Origin of the sequence: Pseudomonas sp. 22082 (assembly GCF_052046055.1) — a bacterium.
In the GTDB taxonomy this organism is placed as follows: domain Bacteria; phylum Pseudomonadota; class Gammaproteobacteria; order Pseudomonadales; family Pseudomonadaceae; genus Aquipseudomonas; species Aquipseudomonas pharyngis.
In genome coordinates, this window is sequence record NZ_JBQEQB010000002.1 from 217,535 (window position 1) to 244,499 (window position 26,965).

Here is a 26,965-nt window from a genome sequence, read left to right on the forward strand (position 1 = left end):
TCGGGGCGTTTTCATATACCGGGTAGCAGGTCTATCTGAACGCCGGCACCACATGCTTGATAAACAACTCCAGCGACTTCTTCTTCTCCGCATGCGGCAAGCTGTTGTCGCACCAGAAACTGAACTCATCCACCCCCAGTTCCTGGTAGTACTTGATCCGCGGAATGATCTCTTCCGGCGTACCGATCATGGCGGTCTTGTGCAGACTCTCCAGCTCAAACTCCGGACGACCAGCAAATTTCTCTTCCGGGCTCGGGGCGAGGAAACCATTAACCGGCACTTCCTTGTTGCCGAACCACGCATCGAACGTGCGATAGAAACGTGAGATGGCTTTCGCGCCCACCTTCCAGCCTTCCGGGTCATCCGCCGAGTGCACGTGGGTATGACGCAGCACCATCAATTGTGGACGCGGCACATTGGGGTTGTTGTCCAGCGCAGTCTGGAACTTGTTCTTCAGATCGAGGACTTCTTCGTCGCCCTTCATCAGCGGCGTGACCATCACGTTGCAACCGTTGGCAACGGCGAAGTTGTGCGAGTCCGGGTCGCGGGCGGCGATCCACATCGGCGGGTTCGGCTTCTGGATCGGTTTCGGCACGCTGGTGGAGGTGGGGAATTTCCAGATCTCGCCGTTGTGGGCGTAGTCGCCTTGCCACAGTGCGCGCACTACCGGAACCATTTCCCGCAGTGCCTGGCCACCGCTGGAGGCGGGCATGCCGCCGGCCATGCGGTCGAATTCCACCTGGTAGGCGCCACGTGCCAGGCCGACTTCCATTCGGCCGTTGCTGATCACGTCGAGCAACGCGCATTCACCGGCGACCCGCAGCGGGTGCCAGAACGGCGCGATGATGGTGCCGGCGCCCAGGTGAATGGTGGTGGTTTTGGCCGCGAGGTAGGCCAGCAACGGCATCGGGCTCGGCGAGATGGTGTATTCCATCGCGTGGTGTTCGCCGATCCACACGGTGCTGAAACCGCCGGCCTCGGCCATCAACGTCAGTTCGGTCAGGTCTTCGAACAGTTGACGGTGGCTGACGCTTTCGTCCCAGCGCTCCATGTGTACGAACAGGGAAAATTTCATGACGCTACCTCGAATCTCTTGGGAGTCGGCCGGTCGCTTGCCGGCCTGTTTAAGTGCAATCGTGCGGATCAGGCGAAGGCGGGCAGGGCGCCCATCTTGCCGTGGCAATACACCAGCGGGCCGGCGTCTTGCTGAGGGACGATGAGGTTTTTCACCGCACCGACCATGATCGCGTGGTCGCCGCCTTCGTATTCGCGCCACAGCTCACATTCGATGATAGCTGTCGCGTTGGCCAGGATCGGGTTGCCCAGTTCGCTCAGCGTCCACTCGATGCCCTGCGCCTTGTCCTTGCCTTTGCGGGCGAACGCGTAGGCTTCGCTTTGCTGACCGCCGGACAACACGTGAATGGCGAAGCGTTTGTTCTTGATCAGGACAGGGTAGGAATCGGAACTGTAGTTGGGGCAGAACAGCACCAGGGCCGGGTCCATGGACAGCGAACTGAAGGCGCTGGCGGTGAGGCCGACGATCTGGCCGTCGTCATCAAGCGTGGTGATGACAGTGACGCCGGACGGGAACGAGCCCATGACTTGTTTGTAGACGGCAGCATCGATCATTGGTCAATCCTCGAGTGCGGTGAAGCGTTTTTTATGTGTTTATGGGTCTGATGGTATACCGTAATACGTCGATTGCAAGCGCTTTTTTGGTGAAACGATAAACGTGGTTCATCCGTCGGAAACTCAGCATTTACGGGGCTTTTCTCTAGCCGCGAGCGTTGGCTATCAGGGAGGATGCCGGATCAGATGCCGTCGTAAAGAGCGGATCAGTCTTGTGAAAATTTTGGAATACCATAATATGGTCTTCATCTGAGGAGCGGCCACGAAGCGCTCCCGGTTTGGCTTCATACAACGATAAGAACAGACCCAATCGAGTTCATTTTTATGTCCCAGATGTCCCGGCAAGATCCGTTGATCGAGAATCACACGGTCGACTACGTCCCACTCGCGGAACGCCACGGGAAGGCCCGCGACCTTTTCACTCTATGGTTCAGCACCAACATTGCGCCACTGCCCATCGTCACCGGCGCCATGGTGGTTCAGGTGTTTCATCTCGACCTGTTCTGGGGGCTGCTGGCGATAGCGCTGGGGCACATGATCGGCGGGGTGGTGATCGCCCTGGCGTCGGCGCAAGGCCCGCGCATGGGCATTCCGCAGATGGTGCAGAGTCGCGGTCAGTTCGGGCGTTACGGTGCGCTTTTAATCGTGTTCTTCGCAGCGATCATCTATATCGGCTTCTTCATTTCCAACATCGTGCTGGCCGGCAAGTCCATCGTCGGCATTGCGCCGTCGGTGCCGGCGCCGTTGAGCATTCTGATCGGTGCCCTGAGCGCCACGGCCATCGGCGTGATCGGCTACAACTTCATCCACACGCTCAACCGCATCGGCACCTGGGTGATGGGCAGCGCGCTGCTGGCCGGGTTCATCTACATCTTTGCCCATGAGTTGCCGGCGGACTTCTTTACCCGTGGCAGCTTCAACCTTTCCGGTTGGCTGGCGACAGTGTCGCTGGGCATCATCTGGCAGATCAGCTTTTCGCCGTACGTCTCCGACTATTCCCGTTACCTGCCGGCGGACATCGGGATCGGCAGACCATTTATCGCGACTTATCTGGGCGCCACGCTGGGCACGATACTGTCGTTCACCTTCGGCGCGGTGGCGGTACTGGCGACGCCGGAAGGCACTGAGGCGATGGCGGCGGTCAAGCAGTCCACCGGTTGGCTGGGGCCGATTCTGATGGTGCTGTTCCTGCTCAATATCATCAGCCACAACGCGCTGAATCTGTATGGTGCGGTGCTGTCGATCATCACCTCAATCCAGACCTTTGCCAGCCAGTGGACGCCGAGCATCAAGGTGCGGATGATCTTGTCGAGCGTGGTGCTGGCGGGCTGCTGCGTGGTGGCGCTGGGGGCGTCGGCGGATTTCATTTCCGAGTTCATCGGGCTGATTCTGGCGTTGCTGCTGGTGCTGGTGCCATGGGCGTCGATCAACCTGATCGACTTCTACCTGATCAAGCGCGGCAGTTACGACATCGCCTCGATCTTCCGCGCCGATGGCGGCATTTATGGACGCTTCAACCTGCACGCGATCATCGCCTATTTCATCGGCATCATCGTGCAGCTGCCGTTCGCCAACACATCGTTGTATGTCGGGCCGTACGCCAATCTGGTGGAAGGCGCTGACTTGTCGTGGCTGGTCGGCCTGATCGTGACGTGCCCGCTGTATTACTGCCTGGCGACCCGCGGGCAGGCGCAGCAGAGCAGGGCGACGCGGTTGGGTTTTACCGACTGAGCGTTCGCTGGCTGTCCAAACAATGCCCGGCACATCGTCGGGCATTGTTGTTTCCGCATCCCGGCGGTCACTCAAATTGGCCATTTCGATCCCCTTTTGGCCAACCGGCTACTGTGCTGCGTCTACGCTGTCAGCAAGAATCGAAGCCACAACTAAATGCTGCACCTTCCTTGCCCATGGCTGATTTTGCCAGCCACTGCCGTGTACAGAACATAAAAACCATCGACTCACGCTGCATTCGGGGAAACACAACATGGTCACGATGAAACGCATTCTGGGCGCCACTGTTTTCGGGCTGACGCTGCTGGCCAGCGCCGTACAGGCCGAACAGCGCGAACTGCGGGTGTACAACTGGGCGGATTACATCCTGCCGTCGGTGCCCAAGGAGTTCGCCGCCAAAAGCAACATCAAAGTGACCTGGGACACCTTCGACACCAACGAATCCCTCGAAGCCAAATTGCTGACCGGCAACTCCGGCTATGACCTGGTGGTGCCGTCGAACCAGTTCCTCGATACCCAGATCAAGGCCGGCGTGTTCCAGAAACTCGACAAGTCCAAGCTGCCGAACTGGAGCCACCAGGACCCGGCTCTACTCAAGTTGCTCGACGCCAACGACCCCGGCAATCAGTACGGCGTGCCCTACATGGTCGGCACGGTGCTGATCGGTTTCAACCCGGCCAAGGTCAAGGCTGCGCTCGGTGAGAATGCGCCGGTGGACAGCTGGGATCTGGTGTTCAAGCCGGAGAACATGGAAAAGCTGAAATCCTGCGGCGTGGCAATGCTCGATTCGCCGTCGGAAATCCTGCCGCTGGCTCTGCACTACCTGGGCCTGGACCCGAACAGCCAGAACCCGGCCGACTATGAGAAAGCCAAGGACCTGATGCTCAAGGTTCGCCCTTACGTGACCTACTTCAACTCGGCCAAATACATGACCGACATCGCCAACGGCGATATCTGCGTGGCCATCGGTTATTCCGGCAGCTTCTACCAGTTCGGCAACCGTGCCAAAGAGGCGGGCAACGGCGTGGTGGTCGACTGGCGCTTGCCGAAGGAAGGCGCGCCGATCTGGTTCGACACTTTCGCCATTCCGAAGAGTGCGAAGAACGTCGAAGAGGCCCACGAGTTCCTCAACACCTTGCTCGATCCGAAAGTCATCGCTTCGATCAGCGACTTCCTCGGCTACCCGAACGCCAACAAGGATTCGCTGCCGCTGATCAACAAGGAAATTACCGGCAACCCGAACCTGACGCCGACCAGCGAAGCGCTGAAGAAACTGTACGTGGTGCAACCGTTGCCGCAGAAACTGGAGCGGGTGCGGACCCGGGTCTGGACCAGTATCAAGTCGGATAAATAAGCCCAAAACCGGGGGAGCGAACCACGTTTGCTCCCCTGACTGTTATTTCGCCTGACTTTCTTCGGGCGACTTGTCCTTCGTCAGCATCAGACTCAGCACCACCGACGCCAGAATCAGCCCGCCGACAATCGCCAGCGACCATTCCACCGGCATGTGAAACCATGGCATCACCGTCATCTTCCCGCCGATGAACACCAGCACCAGCGCCAGTCCGTACTTGAGCAGATGAAAGCGGTCGGCCATGTCCGCCAGCAAAAAGTACAGCGCCCGCAGGCCCATGATCGCGAAAATGTTCGAGGTGAAAATGATGAACGGATCGGTCGTCACCGCGAAAATCGCCGGGATGCTGTCGACCGCAAACATCAGGTCGCTGGCCTCGATCAGCACCAGCACCAGAAACATCGGCGTGGCCCAGCGCACACCGTTCTGCAGCACAAAAAAGCGCTCGCCGTGAAAACCGTTGGTGATCCGCAGATGTCCGCGCACCCAGCGCAGCAGCGGGTTGTTATCGAGATCCGGTTGCTGCTCGGCGAACACCAGCATCTTGATCCCGGTGATGATCAGGAACACGCCGAACACATACAGCAGCCAAGTGAACTGTGACACCAGCCACACCCCGGCGAAGATCATCGCCGCGCGCATCACGATTGCCCCGAGCACGCCGTACAGCAGCACCCGGCGCTGCAACTCCGGCGGCACGGCGAAGTAGCTGAAAATCATCACGAAGACGAACATGTTGTCGATCGACAGCGACTGCTCGATCAAGTAACCGGTGAGGAATTCCAGGGTCTTGACCTTGGCGATTTCGGGGCCGAATTCGCCGTTCAGATACCACCAGAGCAATCCGGCGAAGGCCATCGCCAGCATGCACCAGGCAAATACCCAGGATGAGGCTTCCCGTACCGAAACCCGATGCGCCTTGCGCCCACCGAAGACAAACAGGTCAACGGCCAGCATGGCGAGGACAAAAACGATGAAGGCGACCCACATCCAGGGTTCGCCGATGTTAATGGGGTGCATGCCGTTCTCCCTGTCTTTCTGTTTGTCGGGGTAGACGGGGCCATGCTAGTAGGAGCTTTCCGACGAAGAAAAATCGTTTATTTCGTGGGTATTGTTCGTGAATAACGAAGTGTCGGACGACACGGGCAGAGCGCGGGTAATGCTTCATTCAGCACTTCTTTGCTAACCTCGCTGTCGAGTCAGTCCACCACTCCGGGAGCTACGATCATCGACACGCCAGATCCTCAAGCCGTCTGCAGCCCGATCACCAGCGCTGCCATCTTCATCGTGGCGACCCTTAACGCCGAGGCCGATGCCGCCGAAAAAATCCGCGGCTGGTGCGCCGATGTCGCGGGGCTGACGCGCTCGGTCGGCAAGCGTGTCCCTTCGGGAAACCTGTCCTGTGTTTGCGGGTTCTCTTCCAACGCCTGGGATCGTCTGTTCGGCAGTCCACGCCCGGCATCCTTGCGCGACTTTCGCGAATTCGGCGTAGAAGGGCGGCGCGCTGTTTCCACACCTGGCGACTTGCTGCTGCACATTCGTGCCGATCAGATGGACCTGTGTTTCGAGCTGGCAACGCAGTTGATGTCGGCGCTGGACGGCGCCGTGACGGTGACCGACGAAGTACAGGGTTTCCGCTATTTCGACATGCGCAGCATCATCGGTTTTGTCGACGGCACGGAAAATCCGGTCGGCCGCAAAGCCGAGCATTTCACCCTCGTGGGTGATGAAGATCAGACGTTCAGCGGCGGCAGTTACGTGCTGGTGCAGAAGTACCTGCACAACATGAAGGCGTGGAACGAACTGTCGGTCGAAGCGCAGGAGCGGGTGATCGGTCGCACCAAACTGTCCGATATCGAGCTCGATGATTCGGTCAAGCCGAGCAACTCCCACAGCGCCTTGACGACCATCACCAAGGACGGCGAAGAGGTGAAGATCCTGCGCGACAACATGCCGTTTGGCCGACCTGGCGCAGGCGAGTTCGGCACTTATTTCATTGGCTACGCGCGTTCGCCGGAGCCGCTTGAACAGATGCTGGAGAACATGTTTGTCGGCAAGCCACCCGGCAATTACGATCGACTGCTGGATTTCAGCACCGCCGTCACAGGCAGTCTGTTCTTTGTGCCTTCGGCGGATTTGCTGGAAGAACTGGCAGAACCATAGAAAAGCGGCGGGATCAATTGATCCCGCCCTTTTATGTCCCTCTTCAGGTTCTGCACCGGACTGCCAAACACCAAAGTTTTTATTCAATGGTTGGTTGTTTGGTAGTGTGCTTATTCAAGTGGGAATGTTGGATCTAGATAGAGCTTTCCTTTCAACTCGTAATCAAGTTCGTCAGTTTTTATAGAGAATTCAAAGGTCGCTTCAATCCTCTGGTTGGCGTCGTTGCGGGTGAATTTTATGAAGCCACTCCTTGCGCTGTAACCGTTGGGGTAGTGTCCAGCATAGGCGTGGGGGAGGTTCGGGTCGGAGTTGTTGAAAGGATATTCACCAGGCGGCAAGCGTTTTGGAAGAATAATTGAAATCTGATCGTCTGGAAGATCATCTGGTCTTTTTCTATATCCCAGGAGACTGAGGGTGTCTGGGGTCAGGCTTGCGTAAAAGTATCGCTCCGCAATAAATTCAGTACCAAGACCCGGGTGCCTCGGTGCAAAACTTACCCGGAATATGGAAGCTTCTTTTTCCTCATTGGAGATGACAGTTATAGCTTCATTGTTGCCGTCTAAACCTAGCGCAGCTTTGATTTCTGGCGAGAATTTATCGATTTCCATAATCATTGACCTTCATCAAATTGGTAGTTTGGCAAACGCAATTGTGAGTTCTGCCGCTCTTGCAATTCGAATCTAGTTGTCATTTTTTTTATTTACAACTGTCAGAGTTGACAGTTGATTAAAAGTTGAAGGCGTGGGTTGGTGTCTGGAAATATGTGCCGCGAACAGGCTCACGGCACACGTTTAAAGCGCGGACTCACAGGGTGAGAGTCAATCAACGCTCGCTGGAAAGTGCTGGTGTACGTGGGGGAACCCGACGCTTCGACCCGGTGGCTTCAAACGCCGCCGCCAGTCGCAGCAGCGTCGAGTCGTCATAGGCCCGCCCGGCAAACGTCAACCCCACCGGCATGCCGATGTCGGCCATCACGCCCATCGGCACGGTGACGGTCGGCACGCCGAGGTGGCGGATCGCGAGGTTGCCGTTGGCGACCCAGATGCCGTTGCTCCAGGCGATGTCCGCCGAGGCCGGGTTGACGTCGGCGTCGGCCGGGCCCACGTCGGCGTTGGTCGGGAACAATACGGCGTCGAGGCCGAGGCGATCCATCCAGTCTTCGAGGTCGAGCTTGCGAGTCTTCTCCAGACCGCGCAGGCCGTCCGGCAGGGTCGGGATCTGATCCCACGGTGTGATGCCACGCTGGGCCATGCGCACGTATTCGTCCATGCCGGCGGCGAGGTCGCCTTCACGGTTGGGCAGGGTGCCCGGGTCGTGGGGGAAGATTTTCGGGCCGTCGACGTCCGCCAGTCGATTGAGTTTCGGGTCGCCGTTGGCGCGCAGGAAATCATCGAAGGCCCAAGCCGACAGGTCCCACAGTTCGTGGTGCATGAACTCTTTGGAGACGATGCCGCGATTGAACACGGTCGGTGCGCCCGGACGATCACCTTCGCAGTTGGAGACCAGCGGGAAATCCACTTCGATCACTTCGGCGCCGGCGGCTTCGAGGGCCTGACGGGCCTGTTTCCACAGATCGATCACCGAGGCGCGGGTGTTGATGCGCTGCCCGGTCGGGCCGCCGATGCCCGGTTCTTCGCTGGTGCCGGCTTCAGGGTCGGCATTGATGTACATGCGCGGCACGCCCAGGCGTTTGCCGGCCAGTGCATCGCTCTTCACTGCCAGATCGAGATAGGAAGTCGGACGCACCGAGGCGACGCTCGGGATCGGAACCCAGGGTTGCAGGCGCCACAGGTCGCCACGGGTGTCGCTGTCTTCGGCGACCACCACGTCGAGCACTTCCAGCAGGTCGGCCATGGTGCGGGCGTACGGCACCACCACGTCCATGGTCGGCGTCAGCGGCCAGTTGCCGCGTACCGAGATCACGCCGCGCGACGGCGTGTAGGCGCACAGCCCGTTATTCGAGGCAGGGCCGCGACCGCTCGACCAGGTTTCTTCCGCCAGACCAAATGCCGAGAAGCTCGCAGCGGTGGCGGTGCCGGCACCGTTCGATGAGCCGGAAGCAAACGGTGCAGTCAGATAATCAGCGTTATACGGGCTTTCGGCACGGCCATAGACCCCGCGCTGCATCCCGCCATTGGCCATCGGCGGCATGTTGGTCTTGCCCAGGCAGATCGCACCGCCCGCACGCAGGCGCTCAATGGTGAACGCATCGCGCTGGGCTACGAGATCGGCGAAGGCCGGGCTGCCGGACGCGGCGGTCAGGCCTTTGACCAGATAGCTGTCCTTGGCGGTGTAGGGGATGCCGTCCAGCGGACCGAGGGTTTCGCCCTTGGCACGACGGGCGTCCGAGGCTTGCGCTTCTTTCAGTGCGTCGGGGTTACGCACGATCACCGCGTTCAGCGCAGTGGCGGTGTCCGGACCGTCATAGGCGTCGATGCGCGCCAGATAGGCCTGCACCAGCTCGACCGCCGTGGTCTGGCCGGATTCGAGCGCCGCTCGCAATTGGGCAATGGAAACTTCAGTGACTTCGATCATGCTGTTACCGCCGACAGGTTCGCTAAAGGGTGGTTGATCATTGTTATCGTCGAAAGATGTCAAAGGTTCTTGATGGGCGAAACTCTACCCTGAAATTTGCCCAATGGCATGCACAAAGTCGATAAATATCGGTTAATTTCATCGGAAAAACTCTCCCGGCGTCTCGCCGAACTGTTGGCGAAACGCCGCGATAAAGGCTGACGTCGAGTCATAACCACAGGCCAAAGCCACGTCGGTGACGCGTTCGCCGCGCTCCAGCGGTGTCAGCGCACCCAGCAGACGCAGGCGCTGGCGCCAGGTGCGGAAGGTCAAACCGGTGTCGCGCAGGAACAGCCGAGTCAGAGTTTTCTCGGTTACGCCGAATTTTTCGCTCCAGTGCGCCAAGGTGGTCTGCTGTTCCGGATGTTGCTCCAGACTCTGATAGATCTGGCGCAAGCGACTGTCCTGCGGCAGTGGCAGCATCAGGTCGATGGGCGGCGCCTCGGCCAGTTGATCGAGGATCACCTGGGCCAGACGCCCGTGCGGGCCGCTCTGGTCATATTCGACAGGTATCTGACTGAAGGCCCGAATCAGCTCACGCAAAAGATCACTGACGCCGAGCACATGACAACGCTCCGGCGCCCAGTCGGCGACGCTGCAATCGATGTACAGGCTGCGCATTTCCGTGTGCGGCGAACTGAACACCCGATGCGGCACACCCGCCGGAATCCACACCGCCCGCTCCGGCGGCGCAACGAAACGACCGACGGCAGTCTGTACTTCGAGTACGCCCTGAATCGCGTAGGACAACTGCACCCACGGATGACTGTGGCGGCGGGTGAGCGCACGATTGGGCAGCGATTCGGTGCGCCCATACAACGGACGCGGCAGGCTGGGCAGCCCGGGAATGCTGCGTCTGACGCTCTTGTCGTGTCCTTTTGGCGGCATCTGTGGTTTCTTCGGCGTTAGTCGGTAATTTCCAGTCACGTTAGAGTCGCTTCCACGTACTGGCAACCCCCGGATGAACAAACCATGACGCGCCCACGATTTTTGCCCGACAACTTCACCCTGACCCTGATCGGCGTGGTGCTGCTGGCCAGCTTCCTGCCCGCCAGCGGTCAGGTCGCGACCGGTTTCGGCTGGCTGACCAACATCGCCATTGCGCTGCTGTTTTTCCTGCACGGCGCCAAGCTGTCGCGTGAATCGATCATCGCTGGCGCCGGCCACTGGCGCCTGCATTTACTGGTGTTCGGCCTGACCTTTGTCCTGTTCCCGTTACTGGGTCTTGCGCTCAAGCCGCTGCTGTCGCCGCTGATCGGCGATCAGCTGTACATGGGCATGCTTTACCTGTGTGCACTGCCGGCCACGGTGCAGTCGGCGATTGCCTTTACTTCGCTGGCGCGGGGCAATATTCCGGCGGCGATCTGCAGTGCGGCGGCGTCCAGTTTGTTCGGGATTTTCCTCACGCCGCTGCTGGTGACGCTGCTACTGAACGTCCACGGCGACGGCGGCTCGACCCTCGACGCAATCGTGAAAATCAGCGTGCAATTGCTGCTGCCGTTCATTACCGGCCAGATTGCCCGTCGCTGGATCGGCGCTTGGGTCGGTCGCAACAAGAACTGGCTGAAATTCGTCGATCAGGGCTCGATTCTGCTGGTGGTCTACGGCGCGTTCAGCGAGGCAGTGAACGAGGGCATCTGGCACCAGATTCCGGTGATCGACCTGCTGGGGCTGGTGGTGGTGTGCTGCATCCTGCTGGCGCTGGTGCTGCTGGCGTCCACGCTGCTGGGCAGGGCGTTCGGTTTCAGTCTTGAGGATCGCATCACCATTCTGTTCTGCGGTTCGAAAAAGAGCTTGGCCACTGGCGTGCCGATGGCGCAGGTGTTGTTCGCCGGCAGCACGATTGGCGTGTTGATTCTGCCGCTGATGCTGTTCCATCAGATTCAACTGATGGTCTGCGCGGTGCTGGCGCAGCGGTATGCGAAGCGGCAGGAATCGGTGCCTGAACTGATGGCCCAAGTCGATCCTTGATCCTCATCGAGCGGGCCAGCGGGTATGCAGGAACTCCTGCAAAAAATCGGTGAAGGCCTTGACCTTGGAAGTCATGGCCGCCCGTTCCTGTACACAGGCATAGATCTCGAGCGGCGCGGCGCTGGCAAAGGTCGAGCCGCCGCCCGGTTCGAATAAAGAGACCAGTTGACCACTTTCCAGATAGGGCGCGGCAACGAATTCCGCCAGTCGGGTGACCCCGGCACCATGAGCAGCCATTTGCGCCAGGGCGTCGATATCGTCGCTGATGGCGGTCGCATTGATCGCAGCCTCAAAGCGCTGACCCTGCTCAACGAACCACCAGCGCAGTAACCGTCCGTCCAGCGGATAGCGGAACGCCAGACAGGCGTGCTGTTGAAGATCCGCCGGAGTAGAAGGACGACCGGCCTTTTGCAGGTAGTCAGGGCTGGCGCAAATCACGAACGGCACCGTCGCAACCTTGCGCGCGATGATGCCGTCTTCCAGTTGCGGCTCGATGCGCAGACTCAGGTCGATACCTTCGTGGAGGTGATTGATTTTGCGGTCGGTCGTCGAGAGCTCAAGCGTCAACTGCGGGTAGCGTTCGGCGAAACCGGCAATGACCGGGGCCAGTACATGGCGCCCGAACCCGGCGGTGGAGGCGATACTCAAGTGTCCCTGGAGTTGCGTCTGCGCGTGGCTGATGGCGCTCTGCGCGGACTCCAGATCGAGCGCGATACGTTTTACTTTCTCGAAATACACCAAACCGCTCTCCGTCAGCGCCATGCTGCGGGTGGTGCGTTGCAGCAGGCGTGTGTCGAGGTGATTTTCAAGGCGACCAAGGGTCTGACTGACGGCGGCGGCACTCACCCCGAGGATTTTGGCGGCGCCGACAATCGATCCCGCCTCAACGACTTTGATAAAACAATCGATTGCACCCAAGAGGTTCATGCGTGGATCCCGGCGAGGACGAATTAATAAGATTTTGTTTATAAAGTGCTCACGGCGATCAGTCTAGTTACGGCTTGGCAGACTTGTTAGGGTGCTCGGCGCCTATCCACTTCGGTCAACAAGGACTGACATGAATCAGAGACTATCCCCAAGAACCACAGTATTCAGCCCGCGCAAGCTGTCTGCCCGTGCCATGCCGTACGTATTTGCGTTGTACATGGCGACAATCATGGCGTTTCTGATGTCGCTGGTGATCACCGCCTCCAATTTCGGAATTGATGCCGATTACCTTAGCAATGCGCTGCACGCCTACAAACTGGCGATGCCCGTGGCATTTCTGTGCATTCTCGTGGTCCGGCCGATTGTGGTGAAACTGGTCGCACTGACCGTCCACCCGCACGCCTGATTTGGAGGCACGCTACAAGGCCCCGGAGTATTTCACCGCCGCCGCAGCTCGCGACGGCACGTTGAGCACCCGCAACAACGACGACACATGAATCCGCACCGTGAACGGCGAAATATCCAGTTCGCGGGCGATTTCCTTGTTGGTCTTGCCTTGGGCGATCAACCGCAGCACCTCTTGCTGACGCGGGGTGAGGGCGGTGCCGGAGTCCAGCGGCAGCAGGCCGGACGGGGCGAATTTCACCAGAACCTCACCTTCACGAATCGCCTGGATCGCCTGACCGATCTCATCCGGGGCGATGTTCTTGCCGATAAAACCATCGATGCCGGCCGCCATGACTTCGCCGATCAGCGCCTCGTCATCGACCATCGACACCACAATCAGCGTGGTTCGCGGCAAACGCCGGCGCAGTTCCGCGAGCTGGCTGACACAGGTCAGGCCGGGGAAGCGCAGGTCGAGGATCAAGGTGTCAGGCTCATCGCCCGCCGGCAGCAGGGCGAGCACTGTGTCGAGGTCGCCGGCTTCTTCGATCAGGGCTTCGGGCAGCAGACGCTGGACGGTGCGCAGCAACGCTTCGCGAAACAACGGGTGATCGTCGGCTATGATGATTCGGCACGCCATGGCGCAACCCTCCCTGGGTCTGCATTGCTCATGGCATGCACCTTAGCATCGGGCGAAGGCATTGCCTGTTGATTCGTGCGTTTATGACGACTGCTGCACAAGGACGTTCCCCCATGAAGTTCGAAAAGAACACCGAGCTCGACCAGGCCAATCTGCGCATCATCATCGCCAGCATTGCGCTGGTTTACATGGGCGTGCTTGGTTTCCTGCCGGGCCAGCGCTTCGATACTTACCTGCCGGTGGTCACCTACATTTCCCTGTTTCTGCTGGCCTCCGTCGTGCTGCGCCAGGCGATTGTGCGCTGGCCGGGGCATTATCCGGCGCGGCGGATTTTCGGCATGCTCCACGATTACACCGGCACCAGTTTCGGGCTGGTGGTCGGCGGCGAGGCGGCGTTGCCCATCTATGCCGTCATGGTCTGGGTCAATCTCGGCAACGGCATGCGCTACGGCTCGCGCTACCTGGCGATCGCCACGGTGCTGGCGTTGCTGGCGCTGCTGGCGGTCTATCGGTTGACGCCGTACTGGCAGGCGCAACCGTTCATGGTGTTGATGCTGATGATCACCAGCACGGTGATTCCGGTGTATGCGCACCTGCTGCTGGAGCGCACGCGCAAGGCATCGGAAGAAGCGGTCGCTGCGAACCTTGAGAAGTCGCGTTTCCTGGCTCAGGCCAGTCATGACCTGCGTCAGCCGATCCACTCCATCGGGTTGTTTACCGCGTGCCTGCGTGAGTCGCGGCTGGGCGAAGAGGAGCGGCGGCTGGTGGACAGCATCGACCGTTCGCTGCTCAACGTGTCGCAGTTGTTTCGTTCGATTCTCGATCTCTACACCCTCGACAACGGGCGGATTCTGCCCCGGTTGCAGACGCTTGAGCTGGGCGAGTGGCTGGCGGATCTGATCCGCCAGAATGCCGAAGCTGCACGTTGGGCCGGCGTAGAGCTGCGTTTGCGGCGTTGCGAACACTGGGTGCGCACCGATCCGGCGTTGCTGGCGACCATGGTCCAGAACGTGCTCTCCAACTGCTTCAAATACGGTGCGCAGCGGCCAGTGCTGATCGGTGTGCGCAAGCGCGGCGCGGGGTTGGCCATCGCGATCTATGACCGGGGCAGCGGGATCGCCGAAGAGCATTTGCCCAAGGTGTTCGAGGAGTTTTATCGGGTTCGCCAGTTGCGCGACAAGGACGTCGAAGGCGTGGGTCTGGGGCTCTCGATTGTCCGGCGTCTGGGGCAGTTGATCGGTGTCGACGTCGCGATCCGCTCACGGCTGGGGCATGGCACGGCCGTGACCTTGCTTGGCCTGCCACTGGCGCCGCCGCAGGTGCCGGTCAGTCGTGAGGAAGCGCGGCAGGTCGGACTGCTGACGGGGTTGAAGGTGTGCCTGGTGGAGGATGATCGCAACGTTCTGCTGGCGACCTCGGCGTTGCTCGAGCGTTGGGGCTGCGTTGTGCAGGCCGAGCTGAGCGGGCAGGGCCTGGTCACGGACTGCGACATCATCGTTGCCGACTATGACCTCGGTGCGCACAGCACCGGCATCGAGTGCATCGATGAGATTCGTCGTCAGCGCGGTTATGCGGTGCCGGCCATGATCATCACCGGGCACGACATCGAAAAAATTCAGGCGGCCCTGCACGATCGCCAGATCGCCATTCTGTCCAAGCCGGTACGCCCGGCCGAGCTGCGCGCGACCCTGCGTGCGCTGCGCGACCGGCAGACCGAAGGGGTCAGCGCTTACACAGATAGTCCTGCGTGATGGTGGTTTGCAGGCAGTTGTACTGGCCCATGGTGCGGCAGATGTTTTTCTCCGAGCCTGATACTTCGGCGCTCTTGTAGCCCCAGACCTTGCAACGGGCTTCTGCCGTGGCCAACCCTTGAGCGGCGGAGGTTTGCCCGTTTTCGAACTGGCCCAGTTCATAGGAGACCTGGACAACGCCGTCGGTCTTGCTGCCGCCGGTGGCTTCCCATTGCTTGGGGGTGGCGCAGCCGGTGAGAACGACGGCCGCGAGGCTGAGGGTGGCGATGAGTGTTTTCATGGTCGAACGGAATCCTTTACCGGATGAGAAGAGGCGTTGAACGGTTTTCCTGCGCCGGATTACTGGTACGGAATCGGCGACGCGCCTTTGGGCAGGCAGGACAGCGGAGGCGTCATGATGCCCATGCTCGCCACCGCGATGATTGCGCCGCTGGGCAATTCGCAGTTGTATTCGCCGGCGGCGGTGTAGGCGGTGTAATAGGTCAGCGTGCTGTCGTTGCGGATGTTGCCGATCTTGGTGACCGGTTGGCCGATGACGGTCTGGGCACGCTCGCGCATGCTGTCTTCGGTGGGTTTGGCGGTCTGGCAACCGCTGGCGCCGAGGAGCAGGGCACCGAGAACCGTGATCTTGGCGAGGCTGAGCTGCAGTTTCATGGTGTTTCTTCCTTGGTGTTGTTGTTTTTCCAGGCACAACGATCCCGCGCACTGCACAGCGGCAATGTTGGGGAGCGTCGGGGGTTGCGAGGGAATATAACGCCAGGGATCGGGGTGGTCGATTAGCACAAATGTGCTAGTGCGGCGCAACCAGCGGTGGGCTGATTGCGCCGATAGCGGTTATTGAGGGCTGTTGAACTGGTCGGAATAGCTGCCGCTCATGAGGGCGGAAGCCACCTGGTCCGAACCGACGCCTGCGCGGGAGTAGGCGAGCCGGTTGGCACCGACCTTGTCTGCGCCATCGGCGGCGACTGCGCCTGCGCCGACGTGATCCGCACCGTCAGAAGCAACGGCTCCGGCGCCGACGTGATCGGAGCCGTCAGAAGCAACAGCACCAGCGCCGACGTGATCCGCGCCGTCGGAAGCAACAGCACCAGCGCCGACGTGATCCGCGCCGTCGGAAGCAACGGCTCCAGCGCCGACGTGATCCGCGCCGTCGGAAGCAACGGCGCCAGCGCCGACGTGATCGGAACCGTCAGAGGCAACGGCGCCAGCGCCAACGTGATCGGAACCGTCAGAAGCAACGGCGCCAGCGCCAACGTGATCGGAGCCGTCGGAGGCAACGGCTCCGGCGCCGACGTGGTCCGCGCCGTCAGAAGCTACCGCGCCAGCACCGACATGATCGGAGCCGTCAGAGGCAACGGCGCCGGCGCCAACATGATCCGCACCATCAGAAGCAACCGCCCCCGCCCCCACATGATCCGCCCCATCCGACGCCAATGCCTGCGCCTGCGCAGCCCAGACATTGGGCATTGCCACTGTTGCCGCAACTGCCAGGACGAAGCCCGGCCAAAGCGTGTGCTTCATGATTTTCTCCACGCCCCATCAGCCTCACAGCAACCGAGCATTACCCGTCATTCGTTCATCGACGGAAGGCTCGTCGGCCCGGGGTCAACCAGTTTGGTGAATGGCACGGGGGCACCGGAGGGTGCACGGGTGTCGACGGTCTACAGGAAATCTGGACAGCGAACTGAAAAGTATAGTTCGCCCTTGGCGGGAGGCAGGCTGAAGGGGCGTGAAGGCGATAGTCGGTTAGCTTCCTTGCAGGCCTGCGCTAGAAAACAATCAGTCTAAAAACCGCGTAGCGCAATGCAGTGTGTTTGCTAGGCTCAAGAATGTAGGCGAAGACGCAGACTGATGCGCAAGCGGATAGCAAGGGGACGTGGGGCGCGTTCCGAAGGGTACACGGTTAGAAAGATCTCCGCGCTGAGATCCAGCCCTTATGCCGTGTGAAGCAGCCGAGACCGTACCCCTTTCAATTTGGTCCGGTACTGTGAGAAGCCTGATAAACCTTGTAAGCCAGAGACCAGCACTGGCCGCCTACTCGAACACCAAAGCCCGCCTTGTGCGGGCTTTGACGTTTTCGGGCTTTAGATGCTGGCCAGCGCCTGCGCCAGATCGGCACGCAGGTCTTCGATGTCCTCGACGCCCACCGACAGACGCACCAGGCTGTCATCGATGCCGAGTTTGGCACGGGTTTCGGCCGGAATGGTCGCGTGAGTCATGATTGCCGGGTGCTCGATCAGGCTTTCCACACCGCCAAGGCTTTCGGCCAGGGCGAAGATCTGCACGTTCTCCAGGAAGCGCCGGGCGCCGGCCAGATCACTGTTCAGATCCAGGGAAATCATCCCGCCGAACCCACGCATCTGACGCTTGGCCAGTTCGTGCTGCGGATGGGATTCCAGACCCGGGTAGTAGACGCGTTTGACCTGCGGCTGTTGCTCCAGCCAGCGCGCCAGATCCAGCGCATTGCTGCAATGACGCTCCATACGCAGCGCCAGCGTCTTCACGCCACGCAGGGTGAGGAACGCGTCGAACGGGCCGGAGATGGCACCGACTGCGTTCTGCAGAAAGCCCAGACGCTCGGCCAGCGCAGGATTGTCGCCAACCACGGCAATCCCCCCGATCACGTCGGAGTGACCGTTCAGGTATTTGGTGGTCGAGTGCAGCACGATGTCGAAACCCAGTTCCAGCGGACGCTGGATCCACGGGCTGGCGAAGGTGTTGTCGGCCACGCAGATGATCCCGCGCGCCTTGCAGATACGGGCGATGGCGGCGAGGTCGGACAGACCCAGCAGCGGGTTGGTCGGGCTCTCCACGATCACCATGCGCGTGTCGTCCTGCAACGACGCTTCGAACGCCGACAGATCCGCCAGATCGACGTAGCTGAAACGATGCCCGGCACTGCGCTGACGCACCTTGTCGAAGAGACGGAAAGTGCCGCCGTACAGGTCATTGCCGGACACGATGTGCGAGCCGGCGTCGATCAGTTCGAGCACGGTGGAAATCGTCGCCAGCCCGGACGCGAAGGCGAACGCCTGGGTGCCGCCCTCCAGATCCGCCACGCAGCGCTCCAGGGCAAAGCGCGTCGGGTTGTGCGAGCGGCCGTAGTCAAACCCCTTGTGCACGCCGGGGCTGTCTTGCAGGTACGTGGAGTTGGCGTAGATCGGCGGCATCAGCGCGCCGGTGGTCGGGTCCGGCGTTTGCCCGGCGTGGATCACGCGGGTGGCGAAGCCTTGTTGACGGGCGTTCTTGTCGTGCTGGCTCATGCCAGGGATCTCCGTAATTGATTGAGCATGTCGACGCGGGTGATCAGGCCGTGGAAGCCTGAAGCGTCGGCGATGATGGCCACCAGACCGCTGCTGAGTACGGCTTCCAGTTCTGCCAGCGTCGCGCCGGGAGCGAGGGTTTGCAACTTGTCGGTCATCGCGCTGGCGACGGGTTTGTTGAAGAGGGAGGCGTCTTCGTGTACGCGCACCAGAATGTCCGATTCGTCGATCACGCCGACCAGTTGCTTGCCATCCACCAGCACCGGCAGTTGCGAAACATCGGCCAGGCGCATGCGTTGGAACGCGGTCATCAGCGTATCGTCCGGGCCGACGCTGACGACTTTGCCGTCTTCGAAGCGTCGGGCAATCAGGTCGCGCAGGTCGCCGTAGCGTTTGCGCTGCAGCAGGCCCTGATCGGTCATCCACTGGTCGTTGTAGACCTTCGACAGATATCGGGTGCCGGTGTCGCAGACGAAGCTGACCACGCGTTTCGGCTCGGTCTGTTCGCGGCAGTAGCGCAGCGCGGCAGCGAGCAGGGTGCCGGTGGACGAACCACCGAGAATGCCTTCGGCTTTCAGCAGCTGGCGCGCGTGATCGAAGCTTTCCTCGTCGCTGATCGAGTAGGCGTTGCGCACGCTCGACAGGTCGGTGATCGACGGAATGAAGTCCTCACCGATGCCTTCCACCGCCCACGAACCTGCGGTGCCGAGATGCTTGCTGCGGCTGTATTCAGCCATCACCGAACCGACCGGATCGGCCAGGACCATTTCCAGATCCGGTTGCACGCGCTTGAAGAAGCGGGTCAGGCCGGTCAGCGTGCCGGCCGAGCCGACGCCGACCACGATCGCGTCCAGGTCATGCTCGGTCTGGGCCCAGATTTCCGGCCCGGTGCTGCACTCGTGGGCCAGCGGGTTGGCCGGGTTGTTGAACTGGTCGGCGAAAAACGCACCGGGAATGTCCTTGGCCAGACGCGCGGCGACATCCTGGTAATACTCGGGATGACCCTTGCCGACATCGGAACGGGTGATGTGCACTTCAGCGCCCATGGCCTTGAGGTGCAGGACTTTCTCGGTGGACATTTTGTCCGGCACCACCAGTACGACGCGGTAGCCCTTGGCGCGGCCGACCAGGGCCAGGCCCAGACCGGTGTTGCCGGCGGTGGCCTCGACAATCGTGCCACCCGGTTGCAGACGACCGTCGCGCTCAGCGGCGTCGATCATGGCCAGACCGATGCGGTCCTTGATCGAGCCGCCGGGGTTCTGTGATTCGAGTTTGAGAAACAGGGTGCAGGGACCGGTATCGAAGCGGGTGACTTGTACCAGCGGCGTATTGCCGATCAGCCCAAGTACGGCAGGGCGTGAATCCTTTGACATCTCTTCACCTCTTTGTGGTGTTGATCGCGTTCCATTCGCGGGGAAAAAGCTCGCGTGCAACATAGGCTCAGACCTGAGCTGTCGCAACCTTTAAACGGCCGGAAATACTGCCATTTCGATCTAACGATAGAACGAAATCAGCGAGGGGCAGGAATCGATTTGCAGGGGTTTATACGCAGGCGCCATCGAGTATTGAAAGGGCGTCTTCAGCGTCATGAAGCGCTTGATCCGATAGTAAAAATCTTGCAGCGAAAAATGCTGATTGATTGCTCGTCAGAACCAGTCTCCGGTGCCGGGCAGATTTTTTCTCAGCGACTTACCGGGTATGCAGCGTTTGCAATCCCGAGCGACACACGATTAATATACGATCCATATACACTTCGTATCGGATATTGCCATGGGCATCGTAAAGATTTCAGAGGACATGCACGAGAATCTGCGCATCTCCAGCAACGCACTCAGCCGCTCGATCAACGCGCAGGCCGAACACTGGATGCGCATCGGCATGCTCGCCGAGTTGTATCCCGATCTTGATCACCACGCCATTTGCCGGTTGCTGATTCGCGCCGAGCAGTCGGGCGGTCTGGATCTGCAGCAAGTCTGCGCACTGGCGGATGCCGCGCAGAACGCCTCGGCCAAAGAGGCGGTAAAGGCATGAGAAACCCGATCAAGATCAACACCCGTGCCGAAATCGCCCAGTCCCGCGAGGCCGGCAGACTGGCCGCCGAGGTGCTGGCGATGCTGGTGCCGCACGTCAAGGCTGGCGTGACGACCGATCAACTCGACCAGTTGTGCAACGACTACATCGTCAATGTGCAGAAAGCCATTCCGGCCAACGTCGGTTACCACGGCTTCCCGAAAACCGTCTGCGCGTCGGTCAACGAAGTGGTGTGTCACGGCATTCCCTCGAAGCGCGTGCTGAAGGATGGCGACATCGTCAACCTCGACATCGCGGTGATCAAGGATGGCTGGTTCGGTGATACCAGCCGCATGTACGTGGTGGGCGAGCCGACGCCCGAGGCGCGCCATCTGATCAAGACAACCTACGACGCCATGTGCGCGGGCATCCGCGTGGTGCGGCCGGGCGCCACGTTGGGCGATATCGGACATGCGATCCAGACGCTGGCGGAGAAAGAAGGGTTCAGCGTGGTGCGCGAGTATTGCGGGCACGGGATTGGCAAGGTTTATCACGATGAGCCGCAGGTGCTGCATTACGGTTATCCGGAGCAGGGCTTGAAGTTGAAGGCGGGGATGATCTTCACCATCGAACCGATGCTCAATGCTGGCAAGCGGCATGTGAAAAGTCTGGCGGATGGCTGGACGGTGGTGACCAAGGATCAATCGTTGTCGGCGCAGTGGGAGCACATGGTGGCGGTGACGGAGAACGGGTTTGAAGTGTTGACGGCTTGGCCGGACCAGATCGAAGGCTATTCGCCAATCAACTGATTGGCGCAGAACTTGTGGGAGCGGCGGTGCGACGATTCGACTTGCCCGCGAAGGGGCCAGCAAATTCAGTATTGATGTTGAATGTGCCGGCCTATTCGCGGGCAAGCCCGCTCCCACAGGGTTCCGTTGTTTTCTGAAGAACTTAGTGTGATCCGGCAGCTTTATTCAGATCGCTCTCAGCCCACTCGGTATAGACGCATGCATCCGCCGTCGCCCAACGCACCCGAACCGGATCCCCAGCCTTCAACGGCATCCCCGCCGCCGACAATGCCTTCACCGTCATCGAAGTCCCGCCCGACGTGACCACACTGCACGTCTGGCTCTCACCCAGAAACAACACCTCGACCACCTTCGCCGAAACCTCGTTCCAGCCCGCTGCCAACGGCTCACTCGCCGCCTGCTGCACACTCAACGCCAGTGCTTTTTCCGGACGCACCATCAGCAGCACATCCTGCCCGGTCTGCAATCCAGCGGTCAGGCGAATCGACAGCGACTGCCCCTCAAAACTCGCCGCCGCATTGCCCTGCGCCTTGAGCTTGAGAAAGTTCGAGTTACCCAGAAACGACGCCACAAACGCATTCGGCGGATTCTGATAAAGGTCATAACCGCTGCCGAGCCCGACAATCTTGCCGTGACTGAAAATCGCGATGCGCTGGGACAGGCGCATGGCTTCTTCCTGGTCGTGGGTCACGTAGACGATGGTGATGCCGAGGCGACGGTGCAACTGGCGCAATTCATCCTGCAGGTCTTCGCGCAGTTTCTTGTCCAGCGCCCCGAGCGGTTCGTCCATCAGCAGAATGCGTGGCTCGTAAACCAGCGCCCGTGCAATGGCGACCCGTTGCTGCTGGCCGCCGGACAGTTGCGAAGGACGACGATGGGCGAACTGTTCCAGCTGCACCAGTTTCAACATCGCATCGACGCGTTTATCACGCTCGGCCGCAGCGAGTTTGCGGATCGCCAGCGGGAACGCGATGTTGTCGCGCACCGACAGATGCGGGAACAGCGAATAGCGCTGGAACACCATGCCGATGTCGCGTTTGTGCGGTGGCACATTCACCAGCGACTGGCCGTTGACCAGGATCTCGCCGCTGCTCGGGGTTTCGAAGCCGGCGAGCATCGACAGCGTGGTGCTTTTGCCCGAGCCGCTGGAGCCGAGGAAGGTCAGGAATTCGCCGTCCTTGATGTCTAGCGAGATGTTGTCCACGGCCGCAAAATCGCCGTAGTGCTTGTTCAGGTTGCGCAGGCTGACCAGGGGTTTGTCGTTCTGCTGGGATGCGTCTTTGATCACGGCACTCATGTCGTACTCCTGGGCGCTCAGGCGCTGATTTCGTTGCGCCGGCGCAGGGCGGCGGCGATCACCATGACCAATACCGACAGGCCGATCAGCAGCGTCGAGGCGACGGCGATCACGGGCGTCAGGTCCTGGCGCAGGGTGGTCCACATTTTCACGGGAAGGGTTTGCAGGGTCGGGCTGGCCATCATCACGCTGAGCACCACTTCGTCCCACGAGACCAGGAAGGCGAAGAGGGCGCCGGCCACCATCCCCGGGCGAATCGCCGGGAAGGTCACCTTGAACACCGCTTGCAGGCGTGACGCACCGCAGATCACCGCTGCGTCTTCAATCGACTGATCGAACAGCTTGAGCGAGTTGATGATCGAGATGATGGTGAACGGCAACGCGACGATCACATGGCTGACGACGAAGGCGAACATCGTCCCGGTGTAGCCAAGCTTGAGGAACAGCGCGTACACCGCCACCGCGATGATCACCAGTGGCACGATCATCGGTAGGGTGAACAGGCCGTAGAGCATTTCCCGGCCGGGGAAGCGTCCGCGCACCAGCGCAAAGGCCGTCGGCAAACCGAGGGCGACGGCGCAGATCGTGGTCAGCACCGCGACCTTGAGGCTGGCCAGCGCTGCGCTCATCCAGTCGGCATTGGAGAAGAACTGCACGTACCATTTCAGCGTCCAGCCCGGTGGCGGGAACACCAGCCACTGGGATGAACCGAACGACAGCAGGACGATGAACACGATCGGCAACAGCAGGAACAGGCCGATCAGCCCGGTGGTGAAATACAGGCCGAAGCGCATCCGGCGACTCATGGCATTGGGCGTCAGGAGCATGTCGGCTTACCTCGCGTTACTGGCGCCAACCGGGGATTCCGGCTGCAGCTTCAGGTAGACGTAGAACAGCACCAGCGTGATGACGATCAGCAACGCGGCGCCGGCGCTGGCCAGGCCCCAATTGAGGAACGACTGCACCTGCTGAATGATGAATTCCGGCAGCATCATGTTCTGCGCCCCGCCCAGCAGCGCCGGGGTGACGTAGTAACCGAGGGACATCACGAACACCATCAACCCACCGGACGCCAGCCCCGGCCGGCACAGCGGCAGGAACACCCGGAAGAAGTTGGTCCAGGGACTTGCGCCACAGATCGAACCGGCCTGCAGGATCATCGGGTCGATGGCCTGCATGGTCGCCTGCAAAGGCAGCACGATGAACGGGATCATGATGTAGCTCATGCCGATCACCACGCCGGTCAGGTTGTGCACCATTTCCAGCGGCTGATCGATGATGCCCATCGCCATCAAGGCTTTATTGATGACGCCCGAAGCCTGCAACAGCACCAGCCACGAATAGGTGCGGGCGAGGAGGCTGGTCCACATCGACAACAGCACGATGTTGAGGATCCAGCGGCCCCAGCCGCGCGGCACCAGAGTGATCGCCCAGGCCAGCGGAAAGCCCAGCAGCAGGCTGAACACCGTCACCAGTCCCGCCACCGAAAAGGTGTTGAACAGCACCCGTGCATACGCCGAGTTGGCGAACAGTTGTTCATAGTTGCCAAGGCCCGGCACCGGTTCCAACACGCCTCGCAGCAACAGTCCAATCAGCGGGGCGAGAAAGAACAGACCGAGGAACAACAGCGCCGGCGCGAGATTGCCGGCGCCGCGCCAGCGTTGCTTGAGGGACGGGGCTTGCGCCATTGCACTCGCCTTGCCTGACGCCGGGCCGGCAGCGCTCGCGGCGCTCCCAGTGGCAGTGGAGGGACGGGACGCGGTGGCCGCCATTTTCATTTGACCAGCCATTCGTTCCACCGTGTCGCGATGGCCGGACCGTTCTTGGCCCAGTACGCGAAATCAAGAGTGATCTGATCCTTAGCGTAGGCAGTCGGCAGGTTCGGGGCCAGCGTCGAGTCCAGACGCGCCACGCTGTCGACGTTGACCGGGGCGTAAGCGGTCAGGTTGGAGAAATCGGCCTGGCCTTTGGCACTGCTGGCGCTGGCCAGGAATTTCATCGCCGCGTCCTTGTTTTTCGCGCCCTTTGGCACCACCAGAATGTCGGCCATGACCAGGTTTTGTTTCCAACTCACGCCGACCGGTGCGCCGTCTTCTTGCAGGGCGTGGATCCGGCCGTTCCAGAACTGGCCCATGCTCGCTTCACCGGAAGCCAGCAGTTGCTGCGACTGCGCGCCGCCGCCCCACCAGACGATGTCTTTCTTGATGGTGTCGAGTTTCTTGAAGGCGCGATCCAGGTCCAGCGGATAGAGCTTGTCGGCTGCTACGCCGTCGGCGAGCAGGGCCAGTTCAAGCACGCCGGGGCTCGGCCATTTATAGAGGGCGCGTTTGCCGGGGAAGGTCTTGGTGTCGAACAGTGCGCTCCAGTCCTGCGGCTTGTTGGCGCCGAGTTTGCCCTCGTTGTAGCCGAGGACGAAGGAGAAGAAGAACGAGCCGACGCCGTAGTCGCTGACGAAACGCGGGTCGATCTTGTCGCGTTGGATCTGTTTGAAATCGAGGGGTTCGAGAAGGCCTTCGGCAGCGGCGCGCAGGGCGAAGTCGGCTTCAACGTCGACCACGTCCCATTGCACGTTGCCGCTTTCGACCATGGCCTTGAGTTTGCCGTAGTCGGTCGGGCCGTCCTGCACGACGGTGATGCCGCTGGCCTTGCTGAACGGATCGGCCCAGGCCTGTTTTTGCGCATCCTGGGTGCTACCGCCCCAGCTGACAAAGTTCACACTCTCGGCGGCCATCGCGGCCTGACCGGTCACGCTCAGCAGTCCCGCAAAAAAGATCGCGGTTGCAGCTTTGTTCAACACCATTTTTACGCCCTCATTGTTGTGTTTTTTGAGCGGGCTTGCGTTGTTGCCCGCCTGTCGGGAGCAGTAGCTGGACGCTTTTTCAGGTCGTCCGGTCTATGGAATATCATATTATGGTATTCCAAGCTTTGTGCAAGCACTTTGCCGTACCGGCTATCTGGCAAACAGGGTCATTCGGTGAAGGGAATGCTCTCGACCACTTCCAGATCGTAGCCGGTCAAACCGGCATATTTCAGCGGCGGGCCCAGGTGGCGCAGCTTGCCGACGCCCAGGTTCTGCAGAATTTGCGCCCCGGTGCCGACCTCGGAATAAATCCGCGATTGCGAGCGACTGAACTGCCGAGGCGGTTGAGTGAGTTGCGGAATGCGCTCCAGCAGCGCCTGGGAAGATTCATGATTGGCCAGCACCACGACCACGCCATGCCCCTCGGCGGCGATCCGTTGCAGCGCCGCCCACAACGTCCAGTTCGTCGGCCCGCTGTACTCGGCACCCACCAGATCGCGCAGCGGATCAATCACATGCACGCGCACCAGCGTCGGTTCCTCACGGCGCAGCTCGCCCATGACCATCGCCATGTGCACGCCGCCTTCGATGCGATCTTCGAAGGTGATCAGGCGGAACGTGCCATGCACTGTCGGCAGTTCCCGCTCGCCGATGCGTTCGATGGTGTGTTCGGTGCTCAGGCGATAGTGGATCAGGTCGGCGATGGTACCGATCTTGATCCCGTGCTTGCGGGCGAAGACTTCCAGATCCGGACGACGGGCCATGGTGCCGTCGTCGTTCATCACCTCGACAATCACCGAGGCCGGCGTGAAACCCGCCAGCCGCGCCAGATCACAACCAGCCTCGGTGTGGCCGGCACGGGTCAACACGCCACCTTCCTTGGCGCGCAGCGGAAAGATATGGCCCGGCTGCACCAGGTCTTCTGCGCGTGCGTTCGGCGCCACCGCAGCGGCTACCGTACAAGCGCGGTCGGCAGCGGAAATGCCGGTAGTCACGCCGACCGCCGCTTCGATGGAAACCGTGAACGCGGTGCTGAACACGCTGCCATTGCTCGGCACCATTTGCTCCAGCCCCAGACGCTGGCAATGGTCGTCGGTCAACGTCAGGCAGATCAGCCCCCGGGCTTCACGGGCCATGAAACTGATCGCCTCGGGCGTGCAACGGTCGGCGGCCAGCAGCAGGTCGCCTTCGTTTTCCCGATCCTCGTCATCGACCAGCAACACCATTTTGCCGAGGCGATAATCTTCGATGATTTCTTCGATGCTGTTGAAGGCCATGCTGGACTCTCGGTAGGAATGAAATTCGTGGTATACCATAATACAAAATGAACCAAGAGGTCACTATGAAGGCGTACTGGATTGCACACGTGGACATCACCGATCCCGATCACTACAGCCAATACACCCAGCGCGCGCCGAAAGCGTTCGCCGAGTTCGGCGCGAAGTTTTTAGCCAGAGGCGGGCGCAGCGAAGCGATGGAAGGGCGACCGACGCCACAGCGCAGCGTGGTGATTGAATTCGACAGCTACGAGCAGGCGGTTGCGTGCTATCGCTCAGCGGCGTATCAGGAAGCGAAGAGCTACCGCGAGGAATGGGCGAGGGCGGAGATCGTCATCGTCGAAGGTATCGCCCCGCTTTAAGCCACACTACAGATCCCTTGTGG

At 60.6% G+C, this 26,965-nt stretch carries 27 protein-coding genes; 9 read left to right on the forward strand and 18 right to left on the reverse strand.

What is annotated here, in order from left to right; all coding sequences use genetic code 11:
• Positions 1 to 31 precede the first annotated feature (31 nt).
• On the reverse strand, positions 32 to 1,075 hold the full coding sequence (locus ACTJK9_RS03535) for an LLM class flavin-dependent oxidoreductase (protein WP_440812156.1): 1,044 nt from the start codon (positions 1,073 to 1,075) through the stop codon (positions 32 to 34).
• Positions 1,076 to 1,143: 68 nt separating this feature from the next.
• Positions 1,144 to 1,629: a flavin reductase family protein gene (locus ACTJK9_RS03540; protein WP_007950450.1), complete on the reverse strand. Its 486-nt coding sequence runs from the start codon at positions 1,627 to 1,629 to the stop codon at positions 1,144 to 1,146.
• Positions 1,630 to 1,953: 324 nt separating this feature from the next.
• On the opposite strand from ACTJK9_RS03540, the gene ACTJK9_RS03545 reads away from it, so the two are divergent.
• Positions 1,954 to 3,360 (forward strand): purine-cytosine permease family protein, encoded by a 1,407-nt coding sequence (locus ACTJK9_RS03545; protein ID WP_440812159.1) that lies wholly within the window; start codon positions 1,954 to 1,956, stop codon positions 3,358 to 3,360.
• Between the two features lie 253 nt (positions 3,361 to 3,613).
• Positions 3,614 to 4,714, forward strand: a complete 1,101-nt coding sequence (locus tag ACTJK9_RS03550) for a polyamine ABC transporter substrate-binding protein (RefSeq protein ID WP_064597297.1) — start codon at positions 3,614 to 3,616, stop codon at positions 4,712 to 4,714.
• A gap of 42 nt (positions 4,715 to 4,756) precedes the next feature.
• Here the strand turns inward: ACTJK9_RS03550 and ACTJK9_RS03555 are convergent, their stop codons facing one another.
• Positions 4,757 to 5,734 (reverse strand): TerC family protein, encoded by a 978-nt coding sequence (locus ACTJK9_RS03555; protein ID WP_064597295.1) that lies wholly within the window; start codon positions 5,732 to 5,734, stop codon positions 4,757 to 4,759.
• A 159-nt stretch (positions 5,735 to 5,893) separates the two neighbouring features.
• Here ACTJK9_RS03555 and ACTJK9_RS03560 point away from each other — a divergent pair, with 159 nt between their 5' ends.
• Positions 5,894 to 6,877, forward strand: a complete 984-nt coding sequence (locus ACTJK9_RS03560; protein WP_440812163.1) for a Dyp-type peroxidase — start codon at positions 5,894 to 5,896, stop codon at positions 6,875 to 6,877.
• 110 nt (positions 6,878 to 6,987) lie between these two features.
• Here ACTJK9_RS03560 and ACTJK9_RS03565 read toward each other — a convergent pair whose 3' ends face one another.
• The 3 genes from ACTJK9_RS03565 to ACTJK9_RS03575 all read right to left on the reverse strand — a co-directional run bounded on the left by ACTJK9_RS03565 (position 6,988) and on the right by ACTJK9_RS03575 (position 10,339).
• Positions 6,988 to 7,485 carry a hypothetical protein gene (locus ACTJK9_RS03565; protein ID WP_440812166.1) on the reverse strand — a complete coding sequence of 166 codons (498 nt, stop codon included), beginning with the start codon at positions 7,483 to 7,485 and terminating at the stop codon, positions 6,988 to 6,990.
• A gap of 214 nt (positions 7,486 to 7,699) precedes the next feature.
• Positions 7,700 to 9,412 carry an amidase gene (locus tag ACTJK9_RS03570; RefSeq protein ID WP_221397534.1) on the reverse strand — a complete coding sequence of 571 codons (1,713 nt, stop codon included), beginning with the start codon at positions 9,410 to 9,412 and terminating at the stop codon, positions 7,700 to 7,702.
• 138 nt (positions 9,413 to 9,550) lie between these two features.
• Positions 9,551 to 10,339: an AraC family transcriptional regulator gene (locus ACTJK9_RS03575; protein ID WP_085648421.1), complete on the reverse strand. Its 789-nt coding sequence runs from the start codon at positions 10,337 to 10,339 to the stop codon at positions 9,551 to 9,553.
• A gap of 84 nt (positions 10,340 to 10,423) precedes the next feature.
• Here ACTJK9_RS03575 and ACTJK9_RS03580 point away from each other — a divergent pair, with 84 nt between their 5' ends.
• Positions 10,424 to 11,422 (forward strand): bile acid:sodium symporter family protein, encoded by a 999-nt coding sequence (locus ACTJK9_RS03580; RefSeq protein WP_440812170.1) that lies wholly within the window; start codon positions 10,424 to 10,426, stop codon positions 11,420 to 11,422.
• A 3-nt stretch (positions 11,423 to 11,425) separates the two neighbouring features.
• Here the strand turns inward: ACTJK9_RS03580 and ACTJK9_RS03585 are convergent, their stop codons facing one another.
• Positions 11,426 to 12,349, reverse strand: coding sequence for a LysR substrate-binding domain-containing protein (locus tag ACTJK9_RS03585; protein WP_440812173.1), 924 nt, complete (start codon positions 12,347 to 12,349; stop codon positions 11,426 to 11,428).
• 130 nt (positions 12,350 to 12,479) lie between these two features.
• On the opposite strand from ACTJK9_RS03585, the gene ACTJK9_RS03590 reads away from it, so the two are divergent.
• Positions 12,480 to 12,755 (forward strand): DUF2798 domain-containing protein, encoded by a 276-nt coding sequence (locus ACTJK9_RS03590; RefSeq protein ID WP_085610555.1) that lies wholly within the window; start codon positions 12,480 to 12,482, stop codon positions 12,753 to 12,755.
• 12 nt (positions 12,756 to 12,767) lie between these two features.
• Here the strand turns inward: ACTJK9_RS03590 and ACTJK9_RS03595 are convergent, their stop codons facing one another.
• Positions 12,768 to 13,373: a LuxR C-terminal-related transcriptional regulator gene (locus ACTJK9_RS03595; protein ID WP_440812176.1), complete on the reverse strand. Its 606-nt coding sequence runs from the start codon at positions 13,371 to 13,373 to the stop codon at positions 12,768 to 12,770.
• A 113-nt stretch (positions 13,374 to 13,486) separates the two neighbouring features.
• Between ACTJK9_RS03595 and ACTJK9_RS03600 the strand changes: the two genes are divergently transcribed.
• Positions 13,487 to 15,124, forward strand: a complete 1,638-nt coding sequence (locus tag ACTJK9_RS03600; RefSeq protein ID WP_440812178.1) for an ATP-binding response regulator — start codon at positions 13,487 to 13,489, stop codon at positions 15,122 to 15,124.
• Here ACTJK9_RS03600 and yecR read toward each other — a convergent pair.
• The 5 genes from yecR to ACTJK9_RS03625 form a co-directional block, all read right to left on the reverse strand.
• The gene (yecR, locus tag ACTJK9_RS03605) at positions 15,096 to 15,404 is read right to left on the reverse strand and encodes a YecR family lipoprotein (protein ID WP_440812180.1); all 309 of its coding nucleotides are present in this window, start codon (positions 15,402 to 15,404) and stop codon (positions 15,096 to 15,098) included. The two genes, ACTJK9_RS03600 and yecR, sit on opposite strands and share 29 nt — an antisense overlap.
• 59 nt (positions 15,405 to 15,463) lie before the next feature.
• Entirely contained in the window at positions 15,464 to 15,778 is a 315-nt protein-coding gene (locus ACTJK9_RS03610) for a hypothetical protein (RefSeq protein WP_039766904.1), read from the reverse strand.
• A gap of 180 nt (positions 15,779 to 15,958) precedes the next feature.
• The gene (locus ACTJK9_RS03615; protein WP_440812184.1) at positions 15,959 to 16,645 is read right to left on the reverse strand and encodes a phage infection protein; all 687 of its coding nucleotides are present in this window, start codon (positions 16,643 to 16,645) and stop codon (positions 15,959 to 15,961) included.
• 563 nt (positions 16,646 to 17,208) lie between these two features.
• Positions 17,209 to 18,387, reverse strand: a complete 1,179-nt coding sequence (locus ACTJK9_RS03620) for a trans-sulfuration enzyme family protein (protein ID WP_440812186.1) — start codon at positions 18,385 to 18,387, stop codon at positions 17,209 to 17,211.
• The gene (locus ACTJK9_RS03625) at positions 18,384 to 19,760 is read right to left on the reverse strand and encodes a pyridoxal-phosphate dependent enzyme (protein WP_440812188.1); all 1,377 of its coding nucleotides are present in this window, start codon (positions 19,758 to 19,760) and stop codon (positions 18,384 to 18,386) included. Before ACTJK9_RS03625 ends, ACTJK9_RS03620 begins: the two co-directional genes overlap by 4 nt.
• A gap of 397 nt (positions 19,761 to 20,157) precedes the next feature.
• Here ACTJK9_RS03625 and ACTJK9_RS03630 point away from each other — a divergent pair, with 397 nt between their 5' ends.
• A complete protein-coding gene (locus ACTJK9_RS03630) occupies positions 20,158 to 20,418 on the forward strand; it encodes a ParD-like family protein (protein WP_064597267.1) in 261 nt (86 codons plus the stop codon).
• Positions 20,415 to 21,206 (forward strand): type I methionyl aminopeptidase, encoded by a 792-nt coding sequence (gene map / locus ACTJK9_RS03635; protein ID WP_440812191.1) that lies wholly within the window; start codon positions 20,415 to 20,417, stop codon positions 21,204 to 21,206. Before ACTJK9_RS03630 ends, map begins: the two co-directional genes overlap by 4 nt.
• A gap of 142 nt (positions 21,207 to 21,348) precedes the next feature.
• Here the strand turns inward: map and ACTJK9_RS03640 are convergent, their stop codons facing one another.
• The 5 genes from ACTJK9_RS03640 to ribBA form a co-directional block, all read right to left on the reverse strand.
• A complete protein-coding gene (locus tag ACTJK9_RS03640; RefSeq protein ID WP_085610548.1) occupies positions 21,349 to 22,503 on the reverse strand; it encodes an ABC transporter ATP-binding protein in 1,155 nt (384 codons plus the stop codon).
• Positions 22,504 to 22,520: 17 nt separating this feature from the next.
• Entirely contained in the window at positions 22,521 to 23,330 is an 810-nt protein-coding gene (locus ACTJK9_RS03645) for an ABC transporter permease (protein ID WP_007957396.1), read from the reverse strand.
• Positions 23,331 to 23,336: 6 nt separating this feature from the next.
• The gene (locus ACTJK9_RS03650) at positions 23,337 to 24,281 is read right to left on the reverse strand and encodes an ABC transporter permease (RefSeq protein ID WP_007957398.1); all 945 of its coding nucleotides are present in this window, start codon (positions 24,279 to 24,281) and stop codon (positions 23,337 to 23,339) included.
• Positions 24,278 to 25,303, reverse strand: a complete 1,026-nt coding sequence (locus ACTJK9_RS03655; protein ID WP_210710399.1) for an ABC transporter substrate-binding protein — start codon at positions 25,301 to 25,303, stop codon at positions 24,278 to 24,280. The genes ACTJK9_RS03650 and ACTJK9_RS03655 overlap by 4 nt, the downstream gene beginning before the upstream one ends.
• Positions 25,304 to 25,470: 167 nt before the next feature.
• A complete protein-coding gene (gene ribBA / locus ACTJK9_RS03660; RefSeq protein WP_221397527.1) occupies positions 25,471 to 26,580 on the reverse strand; it encodes a bifunctional 3,4-dihydroxy-2-butanone-4-phosphate synthase/GTP cyclohydrolase II in 1,110 nt (369 codons plus the stop codon).
• 65 nt (positions 26,581 to 26,645) lie between these two features.
• Between ribBA and ACTJK9_RS03665 the strand changes: the two genes are divergently transcribed.
• A complete protein-coding gene (locus tag ACTJK9_RS03665; RefSeq protein WP_085610545.1) occupies positions 26,646 to 26,942 on the forward strand; it encodes a DUF1330 domain-containing protein in 297 nt (98 codons plus the stop codon).
• The last annotated feature ends 23 nt before the right edge of the window (positions 26,943 to 26,965 follow it).

Excerpts from the sequence above, each read along its gene's own strand:
- ACTJK9_RS03535 (WP_440812156.1), bottom strand. The coding sequence starts at position 1,075 with ATGAAATTTTCCCTGTTCGTACACATGGAGCGCTGGGACGAAAGCGTC.
- ACTJK9_RS03540 (WP_007950450.1), bottom strand. The coding sequence starts at position 1,629 with ATGATCGATGCTGCCGTCTACAAACAAGTCATGGGCTCGTTCCCGTCC.
- ACTJK9_RS03545 (WP_440812159.1), top strand. The coding sequence starts at position 1,954 with ATGTCCCAGATGTCCCGGCAAGATCCGTTGATCGAGAATCACACGGTC.
- ACTJK9_RS03550 (WP_064597297.1), top strand. The coding sequence starts at position 3,614 with ATGGTCACGATGAAACGCATTCTGGGCGCCACTGTTTTCGGGCTGACG.
- ACTJK9_RS03555 (WP_064597295.1), bottom strand. The coding sequence starts at position 5,734 with ATGCACCCCATTAACATCGGCGAACCCTGGATGTGGGTCGCCTTCATC.
- ACTJK9_RS03565 (WP_440812166.1), bottom strand. The coding sequence starts at position 7,485 with ATGGAAATCGATAAATTCTCGCCAGAAATCAAAGCTGCGCTAGGTTTA.
- ACTJK9_RS03570 (WP_221397534.1), bottom strand. The coding sequence starts at position 9,412 with ATGATCGAAGTCACTGAAGTTTCCATTGCCCAATTGCGAGCGGCGCTC.
- ACTJK9_RS03575 (WP_085648421.1), bottom strand. The coding sequence starts at position 10,339 with ATGCCGCCAAAAGGACACGACAAGAGCGTCAGACGCAGCATTCCCGGG.
- ACTJK9_RS03580 (WP_440812170.1), top strand. The coding sequence starts at position 10,424 with ATGACGCGCCCACGATTTTTGCCCGACAACTTCACCCTGACCCTGATC.
- ACTJK9_RS03585 (WP_440812173.1), bottom strand. The coding sequence starts at position 12,349 with ATGAACCTCTTGGGTGCAATCGATTGTTTTATCAAAGTCGTTGAGGCG.
- ACTJK9_RS03590 (WP_085610555.1), top strand. The coding sequence starts at position 12,480 with ATGAATCAGAGACTATCCCCAAGAACCACAGTATTCAGCCCGCGCAAG.
- ACTJK9_RS03595 (WP_440812176.1), bottom strand. The coding sequence starts at position 13,373 with ATGGCGTGCCGAATCATCATAGCCGACGATCACCCGTTGTTTCGCGAA.
- ACTJK9_RS03600 (WP_440812178.1), top strand. The coding sequence starts at position 13,487 with ATGAAGTTCGAAAAGAACACCGAGCTCGACCAGGCCAATCTGCGCATC.
- yecR (WP_440812180.1), bottom strand. The coding sequence starts at position 15,404 with ATGAAAACACTCATCGCCACCCTCAGCCTCGCGGCCGTCGTTCTCACC.
- ACTJK9_RS03610 (WP_039766904.1), bottom strand. The coding sequence starts at position 15,778 with ATGAAACTGCAGCTCAGCCTCGCCAAGATCACGGTTCTCGGTGCCCTG.
- ACTJK9_RS03615 (WP_440812184.1), bottom strand. The coding sequence starts at position 16,645 with ATGAAGCACACGCTTTGGCCGGGCTTCGTCCTGGCAGTTGCGGCAACA.
- ACTJK9_RS03620 (WP_440812186.1), bottom strand. The coding sequence starts at position 18,387 with ATGAGCCAGCACGACAAGAACGCCCGTCAACAAGGCTTCGCCACCCGC.
- ACTJK9_RS03625 (WP_440812188.1), bottom strand. The coding sequence starts at position 19,760 with ATGTCAAAGGATTCACGCCCTGCCGTACTTGGGCTGATCGGCAATACG.
- ACTJK9_RS03630 (WP_064597267.1), top strand. The coding sequence starts at position 20,158 with ATGGGCATCGTAAAGATTTCAGAGGACATGCACGAGAATCTGCGCATC.
- map (WP_440812191.1), top strand. The coding sequence starts at position 20,415 with ATGAGAAACCCGATCAAGATCAACACCCGTGCCGAAATCGCCCAGTCC.
- ACTJK9_RS03640 (WP_085610548.1), bottom strand. The coding sequence starts at position 22,503 with ATGAGTGCCGTGATCAAAGACGCATCCCAGCAGAACGACAAACCCCTG.
- ACTJK9_RS03645 (WP_007957396.1), bottom strand. The coding sequence starts at position 23,330 with ATGCTCCTGACGCCCAATGCCATGAGTCGCCGGATGCGCTTCGGCCTG.
- ACTJK9_RS03650 (WP_007957398.1), bottom strand. The coding sequence starts at position 24,281 with ATGAAAATGGCGGCCACCGCGTCCCGTCCCTCCACTGCCACTGGGAGC.
- ACTJK9_RS03655 (WP_210710399.1), bottom strand. The coding sequence starts at position 25,303 with ATGGTGTTGAACAAAGCTGCAACCGCGATCTTTTTTGCGGGACTGCTG.
- ribBA (WP_221397527.1), bottom strand. The coding sequence starts at position 26,580 with ATGGCCTTCAACAGCATCGAAGAAATCATCGAAGATTATCGCCTCGGC.
- ACTJK9_RS03665 (WP_085610545.1), top strand. The coding sequence starts at position 26,646 with ATGAAGGCGTACTGGATTGCACACGTGGACATCACCGATCCCGATCAC.